We start from the raw sequence: 14,443 nt of genomic DNA on the forward strand, positions 1-14,443 counted from the left end.
CCGCAGCGCCTGCCTCTGACTTGGCTCCATTTATCACTACTGAACCTGCTTCCCCCTTCCTGCACAATTCGATATTTCGAAGTTGCATATAAACTGCGCTGTTAATGAGATGAAGATACATTTGCCCGAGTGACCATTCACTCTCGCTTGGCTTTTGTCTCAATTGCTCCCATGTGAAGTGATCCAATTCTTGCAAGTAGTGATTCGTGATCTCTTCCATTTTATGAGCGATTTCCATTGTATTCATTGGCGTAACACTCCTTTATTCATCATCTGTCTCTCACTATATACAAGTGCTACTGACAGCAGTATGTCAGTAGCATTCCAACATTTTTAAAGCTTCTTTTCGAACCTGCATACGTAGTGACTCCGGTTCGAGTACGACCACGTCAGCTCCCCATCCAAGTACCCATGGAAGCACATCCTCTGGCTGACGGACACGAAATGTTACCAATAGTCCGTCAGTACACTCTACCACTTCCTCCTTAAAGAAGTTGTAAGCCTCTTTTACTTTATCCGCAATGCTGGATTTTACCTGAACACGTACACGTATGTTACGGTCATCGGGCGGCCGGTATTCCTGCAAATTGAAATCAGATGGGCATGTATATTTGTCTTCGAGAATACTGAGATCACTCATTCGGGACAAGCGGAAATGGCGAATCTCTCCCCGAAGATCACAATGAGCAATAAGAATCCAATAGCCGTTTACAAGCACGAGTCCATATGGCGCAACGGCCCGAATACTCCTGCGATTTCCTTCCGCATCCGGTTTGTTTTTGGCATAATGGAACATGACCTTGCGCTCTTCCGAGATGGCTTGACGAAGAAGTTGCAGATACTCTTTTTCCAAAACACTAATTGACCCTTCTCCTGCATGCAGCAGCCTGATGGTTGTGCGTACCTGTTCCGCATCCTTACGTACCGACTCTGGTAAAATAGCCTCGATTTTTCTACGGGAGGTACTAGCCATCGCCCCATAGTCTGAATCAAATTTCTGTTCAATAAAATCCGTACCGATCAGCAACGCCACAGCTTCTTCAACGGTAAAGCTGATCGGCGGCAAAAAATAACCTTCCATCAGAGAGTATCCCACTCCTGGAGCACCAAATATCGGTACTCCCGCCTCACTTAGTGCCTGAACATCCCGATAGATCGTCCGCACGCTCGTCTCGAAAATGGCAGCCAAATCCTCCGCTCGAAGTGTACCTTTGCGTTGCAGCTCCAGCACGATCGCCAGCAACCGATCCGTTTTGTTCATGCCTCTCGATCCTTTCCTGATTGTATCTAATCATTTTACCATTTCCTACCGATATGTTTGATAGGGGGGAGACGTGTGAGTAAGGCTGACTTTTACCAAGAAAAAATGACTTTTCTGATGCAGTATCCTGCCCTTGATGAGCTTGCTTTTTATCGTTTTTATACAAAAAATAACCCCGATGATGTAATCGGGTGGTTGTATCTTGGGCGTGAATGGGAAAAGCTGAATCAGCCGGATAAAGCGCTGGAATCTTATCGCAGGGCTGTGTGGGCGAAACAAGGCGACACTTCCTCAACTGAAGACGCTCGTGAGGCTTATCATCGTTTGCTCCGTGAGAAAAAGCAAAAAAAACGTTTGCAAATCCTCAGGCGAGGGATTGCTGCTCTTCTTTTTCTAACCACCTTGTTTTCTGGTCTGTTTACCCAACAAGAGGACAGCAGCATCTCCGAAGAACAACCCGGTCTGCGGGTCGCCAGTTCCCATACGGAAGTAATTGCTGTTCCAGCGTCAATGTCCAGTCAGGAAGCAGCGAAGCAGGTGGAAAAGTATGTAACACAACGGCGACTCTATTATTCCAAACCATACACCGTTATTGCGATCTCTGAAACAGACGGCCTGCCGCTCTATACACCACTTTTATTTTATCAGCCTCGGCAGGTAAAAGGCATCGTGCAGTTTGATCCCGTCAAGAAAACAATCATCCGGCAAAAATGGTTTGATCCTGCTTGTTCTTGTGAAAAGGATGCGCTTGTCACTACGAGTAAGCAAGCCTTGGCAAAAGAACAAACGGAACTGGCAAAAGTGCTGACGATACGCAATGCCTTGTTCCGTTACTATCAAACCACCGGGCGGTTACCGAATAAATTGAGCGAATTGGATAGGCCCTATCCGCAAAACACGGTTAGCGCCATTCCACAATTCATCAAACGAACAGACAATCGGGCGCTCACCCAAACGAAAGACAAAACAAACGGGATGGCGTCACAGGAATGGCCTTATTATCCCGCTTCCTTCCGTAACACAGATGCCTGGAACAGCTTGCGCAGAGTCGTTCCGCTGCTTTCCTATCCAGAGCCAATGATTTCATTGGAGCCGCTGCAAATCTATATTCATCAAGCTACTTACAGCTTGACCCTGCTTAGCGGATCCCATATTGTGCGCAGGTACCCGATTGGATTGGGGCAAGAACAATCTACCCCACAAGGTTTTTTCCGGATCAGCCACAAGATCAACAATCCTATTGGTCATGATCGCATCTACGGGACTCGGGGCATGCTTTTTGCCAATACCGATTTTGCCATTCACGGCACCAATAAACCATCGAGTATCGGCAAAAACGAGTCATTAGGCTGTGTCCGACTCCATAATAACGATGTGGAAGAACTGTACTCCTTTACTTCGCTCGGGACGGAAGTCGTCATTTCCAATAAAAAATCAGCACCTGCCACCTGGTCCAACGCCTCACCCTTTCTATTGCCTGCGGGAAAAGATGAGGAGACTCCTGGCGTTACGTATAGTTGGCTGCATTGATGAAGAAAGAAAGCGTGCAAAAGAGGATCCAAACTCATTTATTTGAGCCTGGATCCTCTTTATTTCTTAGTATCCCTTCGAGAGACCCTTTCCATCAATTTCAAACACTTCATCTTTTTACTTTGGTAAATTCCAATTAATGATATGTCCAGCATGTGTAAGTCCTCCTCCAAATCCATAAAGTAAAAGAGTGTCTCCATTTTTTAACTTTCCTTCGTTTATCCCTATCTGTAAGGCTAATGGAATAGAAACAGAAGAGGTATTTCCCATGTACTCTACACTAGTTAGTGTTTTTTCTATCGGGAAACCTGACTTTTCACAGATGGATTCAATCATTCGTAAATTTGCACTATGTGGAACAAACCAGTCCATTTTATCTATTGGTAACTCCGATTGACGCAACAACTCTTTAATACCAATCGGCAGTGTGCGTGATGCCCATTTATATACTTCCCTTCCGTTTTGAACCATCTTGCCGTGAGTTTTTAAAGGATTTCCAAACATGGTGTTCGATAAATTCGCACGGTAAACATGCATACCTCCTTCCCCATTTGTACCAATATGGGTAGCTATAAAACTCGGCAATTTTTCATCTTTTTCTATTAGAACTGCTGCGGCTCCATCTCCAAATAAGATACATGTGGTCCGATCTGTGTAATCTGTAACTTTGGATAAGGTTTCTGTCGTTACAACTAAAATTTTGCGATGAAGACCAGATGTAATTAAACTATTCGCCAGATGTAACCCATAAGTAAAACCAGCGCAAGTTGCGTTGAAATCAACAGCACCGGTCTGTTGAATATTAAAATGCTCTTGTATTTGACAGGCAACGCTTGGAAAAGCGTAGTCAGGTGTAGTCGTTGATACCAATATACAATCCACGTCGAAAAGGTCTTTATTATAATGCTCTACTAAATCTTCAATGGCTTTATAAGCTAATGTAGAGGCATATTCATTATCACCAGCAATTCTTCTTTCCTTCATGCCAGTTCTTTGTACAATCCAAGCGTCGTTTGTATCAACAATTTTTTCTAAATCGTCATTGGTAAGTTTTTTTTCAGGTACGTAGGTACCAATAGCTGTAATTCTTGCTTTTGATCGCATTCGGTTGTCTCCTTCGCTTTATATTTCTGGTATTATAACTTGATATTAGTACCAGGTCATAATTATGTCAATTATTTTGATAATAATACCGGGACAGTGAATACCGCAAACAAAAAAGGATCTGTCTCGAGTGGAGACAGATCCTTGTGTCTTATTTCATTGGTGACAAACATACTTATTCTTCCATTTGACTAACACTTTCTTCTTCTTTGTTATCTCCTTCAGGATACCAATTGTCTAACACTTTGCCCTGGAGCACTTTTCCTTGAATGAATTCAACCTGGAGCGGAGAGAATTGATTTTGCCATTCGAGTCCGAGTTCATCTGCCAGCTTCACAATTGTTAGCAATTCAGACCAAGCGACATAACGTTTGTACCAAAAGAATTGTGGCTGCTCATTCATGTATGGGTACAAATCATCGAAATCCGTATGTTTGCAATCAAGTGCCCGCTCAAATTGAATTTTTGCTTTCTCCATTTTTTCTGCAAAAAACTCATGAAGGTTTTGTTGTTTATCGGACATGTGATTTCCTCCCTCGTTAAGTCGCTCACACGGGTAACCCGTTTTCTCTAATGTAGGTCAATTGTATCATGTGTGGCAAGAAGTGAAAATAGTATAAAAACTGTCAACTTTACCGAAAAAGGAACTTTTTGTCGAAGGTGACCAGTTAGTTATTGGTAGGCTGGTCTGGCAACGGAACCACCGGCAAATCAATTCCTGGCGGAGGCGTTTCCCCCGCATCATCTGGATTTGGAGTGGTCTGTCCTCCATCCGGATTCTGCCCGTTGTTTGGATCGCTTCCACCTTGATTGCTGCCGTCTTGACCGTTCCCATCCGGATTCAAACCATCTTCAGGTGTTCCACCGGTGTTATCACTTGGAATATCTGGCGGCGGAATCTCACCGTTACCCTGATCTGGTTGATCCTCTGTACCTTCCTGATGCAGATTTTCACTGTCCTGAAGCATCTGTTCAAGTGTAGAAATATCAACATTGGCAACATTGGAAATTTGCCCTTCACTGCCGTCCGCTTTTCGTGCCATGACTACGTATTTATACAGCACAGCCCCCTGAACTGGATCAACGAATGTCGTCTCTTTTGTTCCGGCAAGCAACATTTCTTTATTGTCCGGGGAATCAGTAAAGCGATATACATCATAGGTCAAATCTTGCCCTTCGGCTCCTGACCAACTGAGTACAACCTTGGGTTCAGAATTCTCCATGGCAAGAACAGCATCAAGAGTGATTGGTTTTTCTTCCTCTTGCTTTTTCTCTTCTATACCTGCAGGCGGTTGGAACGAGGTCACCTTCATACCTTTCAGCCCTTTGTTCAGAACCTCCCGGAACAGCTTCGCCGTCTTGGAGCTTCCGTCGTACATAAGATGCTGTTTGTCTTCCTTGTCAAAGCCCATCCAGACGGCTCCCACATATTCAGGCGTGTAGCCGACGAACCACGCATCCAGATTTGCCTTTGAACTGCCATGCTGTGACTGTGTCGTACCTGTTTTCCCGGCGACAGGGCGATCCATTTGCGCTGCTTTCCCTGTCCCGTTTTTCACTACTGCAACAAGCAGATTATGAATGTCCCACGCTGTTTTCGCTGAGATCACGGTTGTCTGCTTCAATTGTGCCGTACCAACGGTGTTGTCTCGGTCATCCGTGATTTTGGTGATGGCATGTGCTTCCGACATCACCCCTCCATTGGCAAAGGCTGTATACGCCTGCGCCATTTTGAGCGGAGAGGTTCCCTTGCTAAGTCCACCCAGAGCGATGGAAAGATTGCGATCTTCTTTATCCAGTTGGATACCGAACTTGTTCACATAGTCGATCCCTTTACCGATACCAATCTCATTGAGCAGCCAGACGGCAGGAATGTTCAATGATTGCTCCATTGCATACTTGAGACTTACGCTGTCGCTGTACTTTCCATTCCAGTTGTTCGGCTTGTATCCGTTGAAATCTTGCTTGTTGTTCGGCAATGTAGAATTGGCATTGTAGTCTTTCTCTTCAAAAGCTGGAGCATAGACAGCAAGCGGCTTGAATGCAGATCCTGGCTGACGAGTCATTCCCACAGCATGGCTGAAGCCCTTGTGCGAGTAATTGCGTCCACCCATAATGGCTGCAACCCCGCCTGTTTTGTCCATCACGACCATACCTGCTTCAACGATCTGCTTTGGCCCTTTTTTCGGGAAAAGCTTGTCGTTTTTGAAGGCTGTCACCATCGCATCCTGGACTTTTGGATCGAATGTCGTGTAGATTTTCCAGCCTCCACGGTACAGCATTTCTTCACTGATGTCGTACTTCTCTTCTGCTTCCCCTACGACGTAATCAACATACGATTCATAACCAGCCGGGATTGCTCCGTCCAGCTTCGTCTTTTTGGTAGGAATCGGTTGTTTTTGAGCTGCTTCTTTCTGTTCCTGTGTAATGAAGCCTTGCTCCATCATCAGACGAAGAATCGTGTCACGACGCTCTTTTGCCTTATCAGGCTTTAGGAACGGTGAATAGTGTGATGGCGCCTTAATAATCGCAGCTAACATCGCTGCTTCTTCCAACGTAACTTTCTTAATATCATTTTTGCCAAAGTATAATTGTGCTGCATTCTGAACCCCGAAAACCCCGTGACCGAGGTAAATCTTGTTCAGATACATCTCCATAATCTCTTGCTTCGAGTATTTCTGCTCAAGATTAATTGCGATACTCATTTCTTTGGTTTTGCGCCAGAATGTCTGTTCATTGGAGAGGAATACGTTTTTGGCGAGCTGTTGGGTAATCGTACTGCCACCCTCAACCAGCTCTCCATGGGTAATATCCTTGATGATCGCTCCGCCGATCCGAACCATATCAATCCCGTTGTGATCAAAAAATCTTCTGTCCTCTACTGCAATAAAAGCATCAATGACGTGTTGCGGAATCTCGGTGTATTTGACATAGGTGCGGTTGTTCTCTTTTACGTAAAGGTTTGCGATTTTTGTGCCATTTTTATCGTACAATTCAGATGCTTCCAGCTTAATATCAGCAATTTTTTGCATGTCGATCATTTGCCCGCCCGCATACATCAGGGCAAAGTAACCACCAATTACACTAAACATCAGTAAAACAAGAAACGAAATGACAAACATCAGCCATCTGTTCTTTGCTTTTCCTTTTTTCTTGGCTTGAGCCATTGTGTACCTCCTGGTCTCTTTCCTCTCTCCAACACTATAGACGATATCTGCGCCAAAAAGTTTCGCCACGGCCCTAAGATCACCTCTAGCTATCTATGATTCCACATCATATTCCTTTTGTCGAGGGAGGAAATCCTGCCATTCACCCTCATATAATTGAAAAAAAGCCCCTCTCGTGAAGTCACGAGAAAGGCTTAGCTGATTTTAACCGTTTTCTTCCGTTTGCTTGTTAGGAGAGCAATTTCACTGCACTTTCCACAACATTTTCTACTGTGAAGCCGTATTCTTTCATGATGCGGTCTCCAGGAGCAGAAGCACCGAATGTATTGATTCCGATAACGACACCATGATCGCCGGAGTAGCGTTCCCACCCAAGTGGTGCAGCCATTTCCACTGCTACACGTGCTTTGACGCTAGGTGGAATCACAGAATCACGGTACTCTTTGGATTGACGCTCAAACAGGCTCCAGCTTGGCATGCTTACGACACGTGCCCCGATGCCTTTTGCTGCCAACTCGGCGCGAGCTTGCATGCAAAGAGCTACTTCGGAACCAGAGGCGAGCAGGAGAACTTGCGGTTGCCCGTTTTCTGCATCTGCAACTACATACGCTCCTTTGGAGATGCCTTCTGCCGCTTTTGCTTGCGTTTCCGCCATTGCAGGCAGGTTCTGACGAGTCAGCACAAGCATAACAGGCTCATCTTTGCGGCTAACTGCATAACGCCATGCTTCGTTTGTTTCATTTGCATCAGCAGGACGAATCACAGTAAGACCTGGCATCGCACGGAAAGAAGCGAGATGTTCGATCGGCTCATGCGTCGGTCCGTCTTCACCAACAGCAATGGAATCATGAGTAAATACATAGGTTACAGGCAGTTTCATCAACGCAGACAGACGCACTGCCGGGCGCACATAATCAGAGAAGACGAAGAATGTGCCACCGTATACTTTGAGTCCACCGTGAAGTGCCATACCATTGAGGGCTGCACCCATTGCGAATTCACGTACGCCGAACCAGATGTTTTTACCTTCGTAGCTGCCTGGAAGCATATCGCCTCCACCTTTGATCACGGTGTTGTTGGAGTGAGCCAGGTCAGCCGATCCACCAATGAGGAAAGGAACATTTTTGGTAAGTCCATTAATTGCATTACCAGATGCTACACGAGTAGCAAGCTTGGTGCCAACCTCGTATACTGGCAGCTCAGCATCCCAGTTCTCAGGCAATTCACCACTGATTGCGAGTGTAAACTGTTTTGCCAGCTCAGGGTAAGCTTTTGCATACGCATCAAAGCGAGCTTGCCACTCAGCCTGTTGTTTCTCGCCTTCATTTGCTTTTGCTTGATAAAAAGCATTTACTTCATCCGGCACATGGAATTCAGCATCCTCGGCCCAGTTGTAGTTTTGCTTCGTTAATTTAATTTCGTCTTTGCCAAGTGGCGCACCATGAGATGCGGAAGTGCCGCCTTTGTTCGGGCTTCCGTAACCAATAGTTGTTTTTACTTCGATTAATGTAGGGCGGTCTAAGTCCTGACGTGCTTCTGCAAGAGCAGCATCAATCGCAGCCAGATCATTCCCATCTTCTACTCGAAGGTATTGCCAGTTGTATGCCTGATAACGCTGTGCCACATTCTCAGAGAAAGAACGGCTCAGTTCACCATCAAGTGAAATATCATTGGAATCGTACAATACGATTAATTTGCCAAGTTTGAGATGGCCTGCAAAAGAAGATGCTTCTCCAGATACACCCTCCATCAAGTCGCCATCACCGCAAATGACATAGGTGTAATGGTTGACAATCTCATGTCCTTCACGGTTGTATGTAGCTGCCAGATGACGCTCTGCCATAGCCATACCCACAGCAGTAGCAATTCCTTGTCCAAGTGGACCAGTCGTAGCATCTACCCCTGGTGTATGTCCGTACTCAGGGTGTCCAGGTGTTTTGCTGCCCCATTGACGGAAGTTATGCAAGTCTTCCAAACTCACGTCATACTTCATCAAATGCAGCATTGCATAGAGAAGCATGGAGCCATGTCCAGCAGATAAAACAAAACGATCGCGATCAATCCAGCTTGGTTTTTTCGGATTCACTTTCATAAAACGGCTCCACAAAACGTGTGCCATCGGCGCTGCACCCATCGGCATGCCTGGGTGTCCTGAATTTGCTTTTTCGATGGCGTCAATTGCGAGAGTACGCAACGTATTAATCGCCACTTGATCAACGGTAGCATATTGGGTAGTCATTCCTCTTCGTCCTCCCTGCGAATTATTGGCAGTGTGATTATATCATAGCTTGCCAAATGAGTTAAAAAGATATTTCCTTGACTTTTTGACCAAATGAGAAAAAATTAGCATCCATCCTATGTTATGATTATTGTTGGGCATAAGAAAATGTTTATATCACAGAAGAAGGAGGCATCACCATGGAAAATGCTGTACAAAAAGTATCACATCAGAAATTGAGTTATCCAAAATTAATTAAACGAATTTTGTTTATATTGCTTGGAGCCATTTTTGTTTCAGTGGGACTTGAAATTTTTTTGGTACCAAATCAGATTATCGATGGAGGAATAGTCGGAATATCAATTATTCTTTCCCATCTCTCCGCATTTCCTCTGGGAGTTTTTCTCTTTGTCCTCAATTTGCCCTTCTTGCTCGTCGGTTACAAACAAATTGGTAAAACATTTGCAATCTCCACACTGTTCGGTGTCACGATCATGTCGATTGGTACGACACTGCTGCACCCCGTCCCAGGTTTAACTGAAGATCCGCTTCTGGCTGCTGTTTTCGGCGGAATCATTCTAGGCGTTGGTGTTGGCCTGGTCATTCGCTACGGCGGTTCGTTGGATGGGACAGAAATCGTTGCGATACTTTTCACTAAAAAACTACCTTTCTCTGTTGGCGAAATTGTCATGTTTTTCAACCTCTTCATCTTGGCCAGTGCCGGGTTCGTCTTCGGGTGGGATCATGCGATGTATTCGCTTATTGCCTACTACATTGCCTACAAGATGATAGATATTACAATAGAGGGCTTCCAGGAATCAAAATCGGTCTGGATCATCAGTGATTATTATAAAGAGATCGGAGACGTCATCGTCGCCCGTCTTGGACGTGGGGTTACATACTTGAACGGAGAAGGCGGCTACACAGGTGACGACAAAAAAGTCATTTTCTGCGTCATCAGCCGTCTGGAAGAAGCCAAGCTGAAGTTAATTGTAGAAGAAGTTGATCCATCTGCGTTTCTGGCTGTCGGAAACATTCACGATGTCAAAGGCGGACGCTTCAAAAAGAAAAGCATCCATTAGTTTTGCTCAAAGTACAAATAAAAAAGAATCCACATTTGTCGTGTGGACTCTTTTTTGTTTTGCTTATGAATTCAATTCATTTTTGCGTTTGCGAATCTCGATCATCGCACTCATGAATTCCTCATCGTCAATCATGTGCAATTGTCTCAGTTCACGAATCTCGTCTTCAATTAAAAGCAAATCGCCTTCCGGATCACCAGTATAGATGAAAATCCCAAAGCGATTCAAGAATTCTTTCCAATTAAAATCGGATGCTGGTTTCACTTCTCCCACTCCGCTTCGATCTGACTGAGAATCGGTTCATAGTTATAATCATAGGTATGTTCTTCTACAACGATACCCTTGGCTCTCGGAAAACGGGACACCCATTCCGCTTTCTTTTGTTCACTGTCTAACCCGACGAAGAATACAGGTACATTATCATACAGACTGGTGTTGAGAAGAGTCTGCAAGAACAACTCAGTCTCATCCGGCTGCTCTTCTACATTGACTACAATTACTTTGTTCTGTGAAGGCGCATCCTGAATTTCTTGTAGCGACTTAGCTGTAGGAACAAGCGCAATGACCTCCTGAAAGCGATCCAGAAATTCATCCAGCCAGATGTCTTCCTGCCAAGCGAAATAATACAGTATTTTTTGATCCATTCTCTATCACACACCTTGCTCTGTTTCTCATCCGTACTAAACTCTCATTATAGCACGTCTTGCAACAAATTGATGTTCGTACATTGCTTGACTTCCCTCTTTTCATCACGTATGGTAAAAAAAGCTTCCTTCTTGTTATCATTTTTTCGTAGAAAGAGGTTTTCGTAGTGCAAAAGAAACATCTGCTGCTGCTCTTTATCATCATGTTTCTCATGATGCTTGGTTTTGGTATTATCATTCCCATCTTGCCTTATTTCGCTAAAGGAATCGGCGCTACACCTATTGAAATCAGCATTCTGTTTGCAAGCTATAATATCATGCAGTTTATTTTCTCACCCATCTGGGGGGCTTTATCTGATCGGGTGGGACGAAAACCATTGATTCTGTTTGGACTACTTGGTTTTTCTGTCACCTTTGTCCTGTTTGGACTTTCGACCACCTACACGGAAATGCTATTCTATCGGATTGTGGCCGGTATCGTATCGGCAGCAGCGATTCCGACAGTCAGCGCAATGGTAGCCGACTGGTTCCCTGCTGAGGAACGAGCCAAAGGAATGGGGATCATCGGTGCTGGTGTAGGGCTAAGCTTTGTTTTTGGTCCTGCTATCGGCGGTATTCTCAGCCAGTATCATTTTTCCTACCCATTCTTTGCATCTGGTCTCTTGGCATTTCTAACCTTTCTCACCGTAATCGTCGTGTTGCCAGAGAGCTTGCCGCGTGAAAAACGTGCCAATGCCGTTCGTGAAAAGAGACGCAATCCGCTTGAGGCACTGACCGGTCCCCTCTCGCTGATGTACAATATTTTGTTCTTCGTCTCACTATTTTTTGCCGGATTTGAAGCTGTCTTTGCGCTTTATATCGCTGATTTGTACGGACTGACGTCGAAGGATTTAGGCTATATGTTCCTGGTGATGGGGATTATTGCAGCGATCATCCAAGGTGGAATGATTGGCAGACTGGTCAAAACGTTCGGTGAACCAGCCATCCTTGCTCTAGGTCTGTTGTTGTATGTCATTGGCTTTTCTGCAGTTTCGTTTGGTTACAATTTCTGGTCCTTTGCGATCGTTTTGTCGTTTTTCGGTGCTGGTCAAGGGATGATTCGTGCCACTTCGACTGCGATGATTACTCAACGCACCTCTCTTGGTCAGGGTGTCACTTCGGGGATGATGAGCTCAATGGACAGCCTGGGGCGTATTGTCGGTCCACTTGTTGCTGGATTCTTGTACGAAATCCAGCCGACCTGGCCTTTTGTCTTGGGTGCAATCTGTATCGCTCTTCTCCTTGCCATCTTTGAAATTCGGAAGAAAAGCCTTCCTTCGATTCATTCACAAGTATAGAAAATTGCATGCATAAGTAAATCAGCCCGTCTATTTTAAATAGGCGGGCTGATTTGTTTTTCCTTACCCCTGCATCCCTTCCCACATCTCATACAACTCGGCGATTCTCGCTTCACATTGATCTACTTCCTGTTGCCAAGTCTGCAACTGCTCATAGTCGTTGGAACCACTGGCCAGCAACCGTTGGAACTCATCACGTTTCTTTTCCCATTCATCAATTTGCTCTTCCAACTGCTTGATTTTGAACGTGTTTACCCGCTTGGTCTCCTGCGGGGCAGCTTCACGCTTCTCCTGTACCTGGACTGACGTTGGCTGGATTGGTGATTGTGCCGCTTGCGTTTTCACACTCTGTTTCTGGGCATCTTTTACCTTGTGCTCCCGTTGTCTTTTCTCACGGGTTTCCTGATAGGTTCCTTCATAATGAACAATTTGCTGATTCTCGATATAAAATACGCCATCAACCACTTTTTGCAGGAAGTAACGGTCATGCGAGACGATTAGCAGAGAGCCTCGGAAGTGGACGATCGCCTCCTCCAACGTTTCTCTTGAGTCAATATCGAGGTGGTTGGTCGGCTCATCGAGAATCAGCAGGTTCATCTCCTGATGCATAAGCTGCGCTAACCGCAATCTCATTCTTTCGCCGCCGCTTAAATTCTCCAGCCGCTTGAACACCTGCTCTCCGTAGAACAGAAACTTGGCCAGCACATGACGGGCATCGCCTTCTGTCATATCGACAGTATCTCGAAATACCTCGATAACTCTGCGTTTTGGATCTCCTTCAATGGCTTGTTGGGACAAATAGCCGACTTTCACGCTCGGACCTATCTTGTACTTTCCTTGCAAGGGTTCCAACTGGCCCATCACCATTTTGATCAGTGTCGATTTGCCGCAGCCATTTGGGCCGAGGAGCGCTTTTCGGTCTCCGTTGCGAAGCAGCAGATTGGCTTTGTACAGCAATTGTTTTTCTCCAAAGCCCATATCGATATCTTCAAGGACAATCACTTCTTCCCCACTTCGGCTTGCCCGGTGAAACTGAAGGCCGATTTTTTCATTTTCCAGCTTCGGTCGATCGATTTTTTCCATTCTCTCCAATGCTTTCTCCATACTTTTGGCACGACGGTGAAGCCCTGCATTCGGAGGATTGGACTGGTTTGCCCATTCTTTCAGACGTTTAATGGTTTCTTTCATCTTTTTTATCTTTTTTTGCTGCTCCTGATACTCGGCGAATTCACGCAACAGCCGTTCTTCCTTTTCCTTGATAAAGAAGGAGTAGTTCCCTTCATATACCTGAATGCTCCCGTTGTCTACATCACAGATGGTGGTAGCAATTGCGTCGAGAAAATAACGATCGTGCGAGATAATGAGAATTGTGCCTGCGTAATCAAGCAGGAATTTCTCCAGCCATTCCATCGACTCCACGTCCAGATGGTTGGTAGGCTCATCGAGTAACAGTACATCACTCTTCTCACACAATATCTTTGCCAAACCGACTTTGGTTTTCTCTCCACCGCTCAGTTGTTCAAATGGCGTTGCCAGCATTGTTTTCGTTATACCCAGCCCATTGATCACCTGTGACATGGTAGCCTCAATCTGGTATCCATTCAATTGTTCGAATCGCTCTTGCATGGCTTGATAACGATTCATCAGAACTTCTAACCGATCTCCGAGTGAACGGTCACCCATCAACTGCTCTACGTGCCTCATTTGGCCGGCAAGGGTCAGCGCTTCATGGAAGGCACTGCGGATGACGTGCTCTCCGGTCCACTCCGACGGATACTGTGGAGTTTGCGGCAAATACGCCCACTTACAATCCTTTGTCCGAAACACTTGCCCTTTATCAACGGTTTCCATCCCACAAAGAATCCGGAACAGCGTGGTTTTGCCGGCACCATTAGGCCCAACAAAGCCGATGCGATCTCCCGCTTTAACTTCAAACGAAACATCTTCCAAAACAGGATTGTATCCATACGATTTAAACAGGTTCTGTACAGAAATGATGATCATCGATATTTCCTCCTTAAACCCACCTGGTAAAAAATTGAACGCAAAAAAAGCCACAGGCATGCTACCCGTGGCTTTACTGGTAAAAGTTACGAATTT

At 45.3% G+C, this 14,443-nt stretch carries 11 protein-coding genes and 1 pseudogene; 3 read left to right on the forward strand and 9 right to left on the reverse strand.

What is annotated here, in order from left to right; genetic code table 11:
- Nucleotides 1–247: pseudogene (locus ACPW7N_RS17790) on the reverse strand (DinB family protein); the annotation flags it as partial.
- Between the two features lie 66 nt (nucleotides 248–313).
- The gene (locus ACPW7N_RS17795) at nucleotides 314–1,261 is read right to left on the reverse strand and encodes a helix-turn-helix transcriptional regulator (RefSeq protein WP_425652454.1); all 948 of its coding nucleotides are present in this window, start codon (nucleotides 1,259–1,261) and stop codon (nucleotides 314–316) included.
- A 75-nt stretch (nucleotides 1,262–1,336) separates the two neighbouring features.
- On the opposite strand from ACPW7N_RS17795, the gene ACPW7N_RS17800 reads away from it, so the two are divergent.
- Nucleotides 1,337–2,791 (forward strand): L,D-transpeptidase family protein, encoded by a 1,455-nt coding sequence (locus ACPW7N_RS17800; RefSeq protein ID WP_425652455.1) that lies wholly within the window; start codon nucleotides 1,337–1,339, stop codon nucleotides 2,789–2,791.
- Nucleotides 2,792–2,908: 117 nt separating this feature from the next.
- On the opposite strand, the gene ACPW7N_RS17805 is transcribed toward ACPW7N_RS17800, so the two are convergent.
- The 4 genes from ACPW7N_RS17805 to tkt form a co-directional block, all read right to left on the reverse strand.
- Nucleotides 2,909–3,895, reverse strand: coding sequence for a ketoacyl-ACP synthase III (locus ACPW7N_RS17805; protein WP_425652456.1), 987 nt, complete (start codon nucleotides 3,893–3,895; stop codon nucleotides 2,909–2,911).
- Nucleotides 3,896–4,070: 175 nt separating this feature from the next.
- Nucleotides 4,071–4,418 carry a hypothetical protein gene (locus ACPW7N_RS17810; RefSeq protein ID WP_425652457.1) on the reverse strand — a complete coding sequence of 116 codons (348 nt, stop codon included), beginning with the start codon at nucleotides 4,416–4,418 and terminating at the stop codon, nucleotides 4,071–4,073.
- A gap of 145 nt (nucleotides 4,419–4,563) precedes the next feature.
- Complete coding sequence (locus tag ACPW7N_RS17815) at nucleotides 4,564–7,062, reverse strand: PBP1A family penicillin-binding protein (RefSeq protein WP_425652458.1); 2,499 nt, start codon at nucleotides 7,060–7,062, stop codon at nucleotides 4,564–4,566.
- A gap of 229 nt (nucleotides 7,063–7,291) precedes the next feature.
- Complete coding sequence (gene tkt, locus ACPW7N_RS17820; protein WP_425652459.1) at nucleotides 7,292–9,301, reverse strand: transketolase; 2,010 nt, start codon at nucleotides 9,299–9,301, stop codon at nucleotides 7,292–7,294.
- Nucleotides 9,302–9,480: 179 nt separating this feature from the next.
- Here tkt and ACPW7N_RS17825 point away from each other — a divergent pair, with 179 nt between their 5' ends.
- On the forward strand, nucleotides 9,481–10,362 hold the full coding sequence (locus tag ACPW7N_RS17825; protein ID WP_425652460.1) for a YitT family protein: 882 nt from the start codon (nucleotides 9,481–9,483) through the stop codon (nucleotides 10,360–10,362).
- 63 nt (nucleotides 10,363–10,425) lie between these two features.
- Here ACPW7N_RS17825 and ACPW7N_RS17830 read toward each other — a convergent pair whose 3' ends face one another.
- Nucleotides 10,426–10,626 (reverse strand): YqgQ family protein, encoded by a 201-nt coding sequence (locus ACPW7N_RS17830; protein ID WP_425652461.1) that lies wholly within the window; start codon nucleotides 10,624–10,626, stop codon nucleotides 10,426–10,428.
- Nucleotides 10,623–11,006: a hypothetical protein gene (locus ACPW7N_RS17835; RefSeq protein ID WP_425652462.1), complete on the reverse strand. Its 384-nt coding sequence runs from the start codon at nucleotides 11,004–11,006 to the stop codon at nucleotides 10,623–10,625. Before ACPW7N_RS17835 ends, ACPW7N_RS17830 begins: the two co-directional genes overlap by 4 nt.
- A gap of 167 nt (nucleotides 11,007–11,173) precedes the next feature.
- On the opposite strand from ACPW7N_RS17835, the gene ACPW7N_RS17840 reads away from it, so the two are divergent.
- Nucleotides 11,174–12,343, forward strand: a complete 1,170-nt coding sequence (locus ACPW7N_RS17840; protein WP_425652463.1) for an MFS transporter — start codon at nucleotides 11,174–11,176, stop codon at nucleotides 12,341–12,343.
- A 63-nt stretch (nucleotides 12,344–12,406) separates the two neighbouring features.
- Here the strand turns inward: ACPW7N_RS17840 and abc-f are convergent, their stop codons facing one another.
- Entirely contained in the window at nucleotides 12,407–14,347 is a 1,941-nt protein-coding gene (abc-f, locus tag ACPW7N_RS17845) for a ribosomal protection-like ABC-F family protein (protein ID WP_425652464.1), read from the reverse strand.
- Between the last annotated feature and the right edge of the window lie 96 nt (nucleotides 14,348–14,443).

It is taken from the genome of Brevibacillus nigriterrae (genome assembly GCF_049846925.1).
Lineage (GTDB): Bacteria > Bacillota > Bacilli > Brevibacillales > Brevibacillaceae > Brevibacillus_H.

Bases quoted from the DNA above. Each gene is read 5' to 3' on its own strand.
- ACPW7N_RS17795 (WP_425652454.1), bottom strand. From the start codon at position 1,261: ATGAACAAAACGGATCGGTTGCTGGCGATCGTGCTGGAGCTGCAACGC.
- ACPW7N_RS17805 (WP_425652456.1), bottom strand. From the start codon at position 3,895: ATGCGATCAAAAGCAAGAATTACAGCTATTGGTACCTACGTACCTGAA.
- ACPW7N_RS17810 (WP_425652457.1), bottom strand. From the start codon at position 4,418: ATGTCCGATAAACAACAAAACCTTCATGAGTTTTTTGCAGAAAAAATG.
- abc-f (WP_425652464.1), bottom strand. From the start codon at position 14,347: ATGATCATCATTTCTGTACAGAACCTGTTTAAATCGTATGGATACAAT.
- ACPW7N_RS17835 (WP_425652462.1), bottom strand. From the start codon at position 11,006: ATGGATCAAAAAATACTGTATTATTTCGCTTGGCAGGAAGACATCTGG.
- ACPW7N_RS17815 (WP_425652458.1), bottom strand. From the start codon at position 7,062: ATGGCTCAAGCCAAGAAAAAAGGAAAAGCAAAGAACAGATGGCTGATG.
- tkt (WP_425652459.1), bottom strand. From the start codon at position 9,301: ATGACTACCCAATATGCTACCGTTGATCAAGTGGCGATTAATACGTTG.
- ACPW7N_RS17825 (WP_425652460.1), top strand. From the start codon at position 9,481: ATGGAAAATGCTGTACAAAAAGTATCACATCAGAAATTGAGTTATCCA.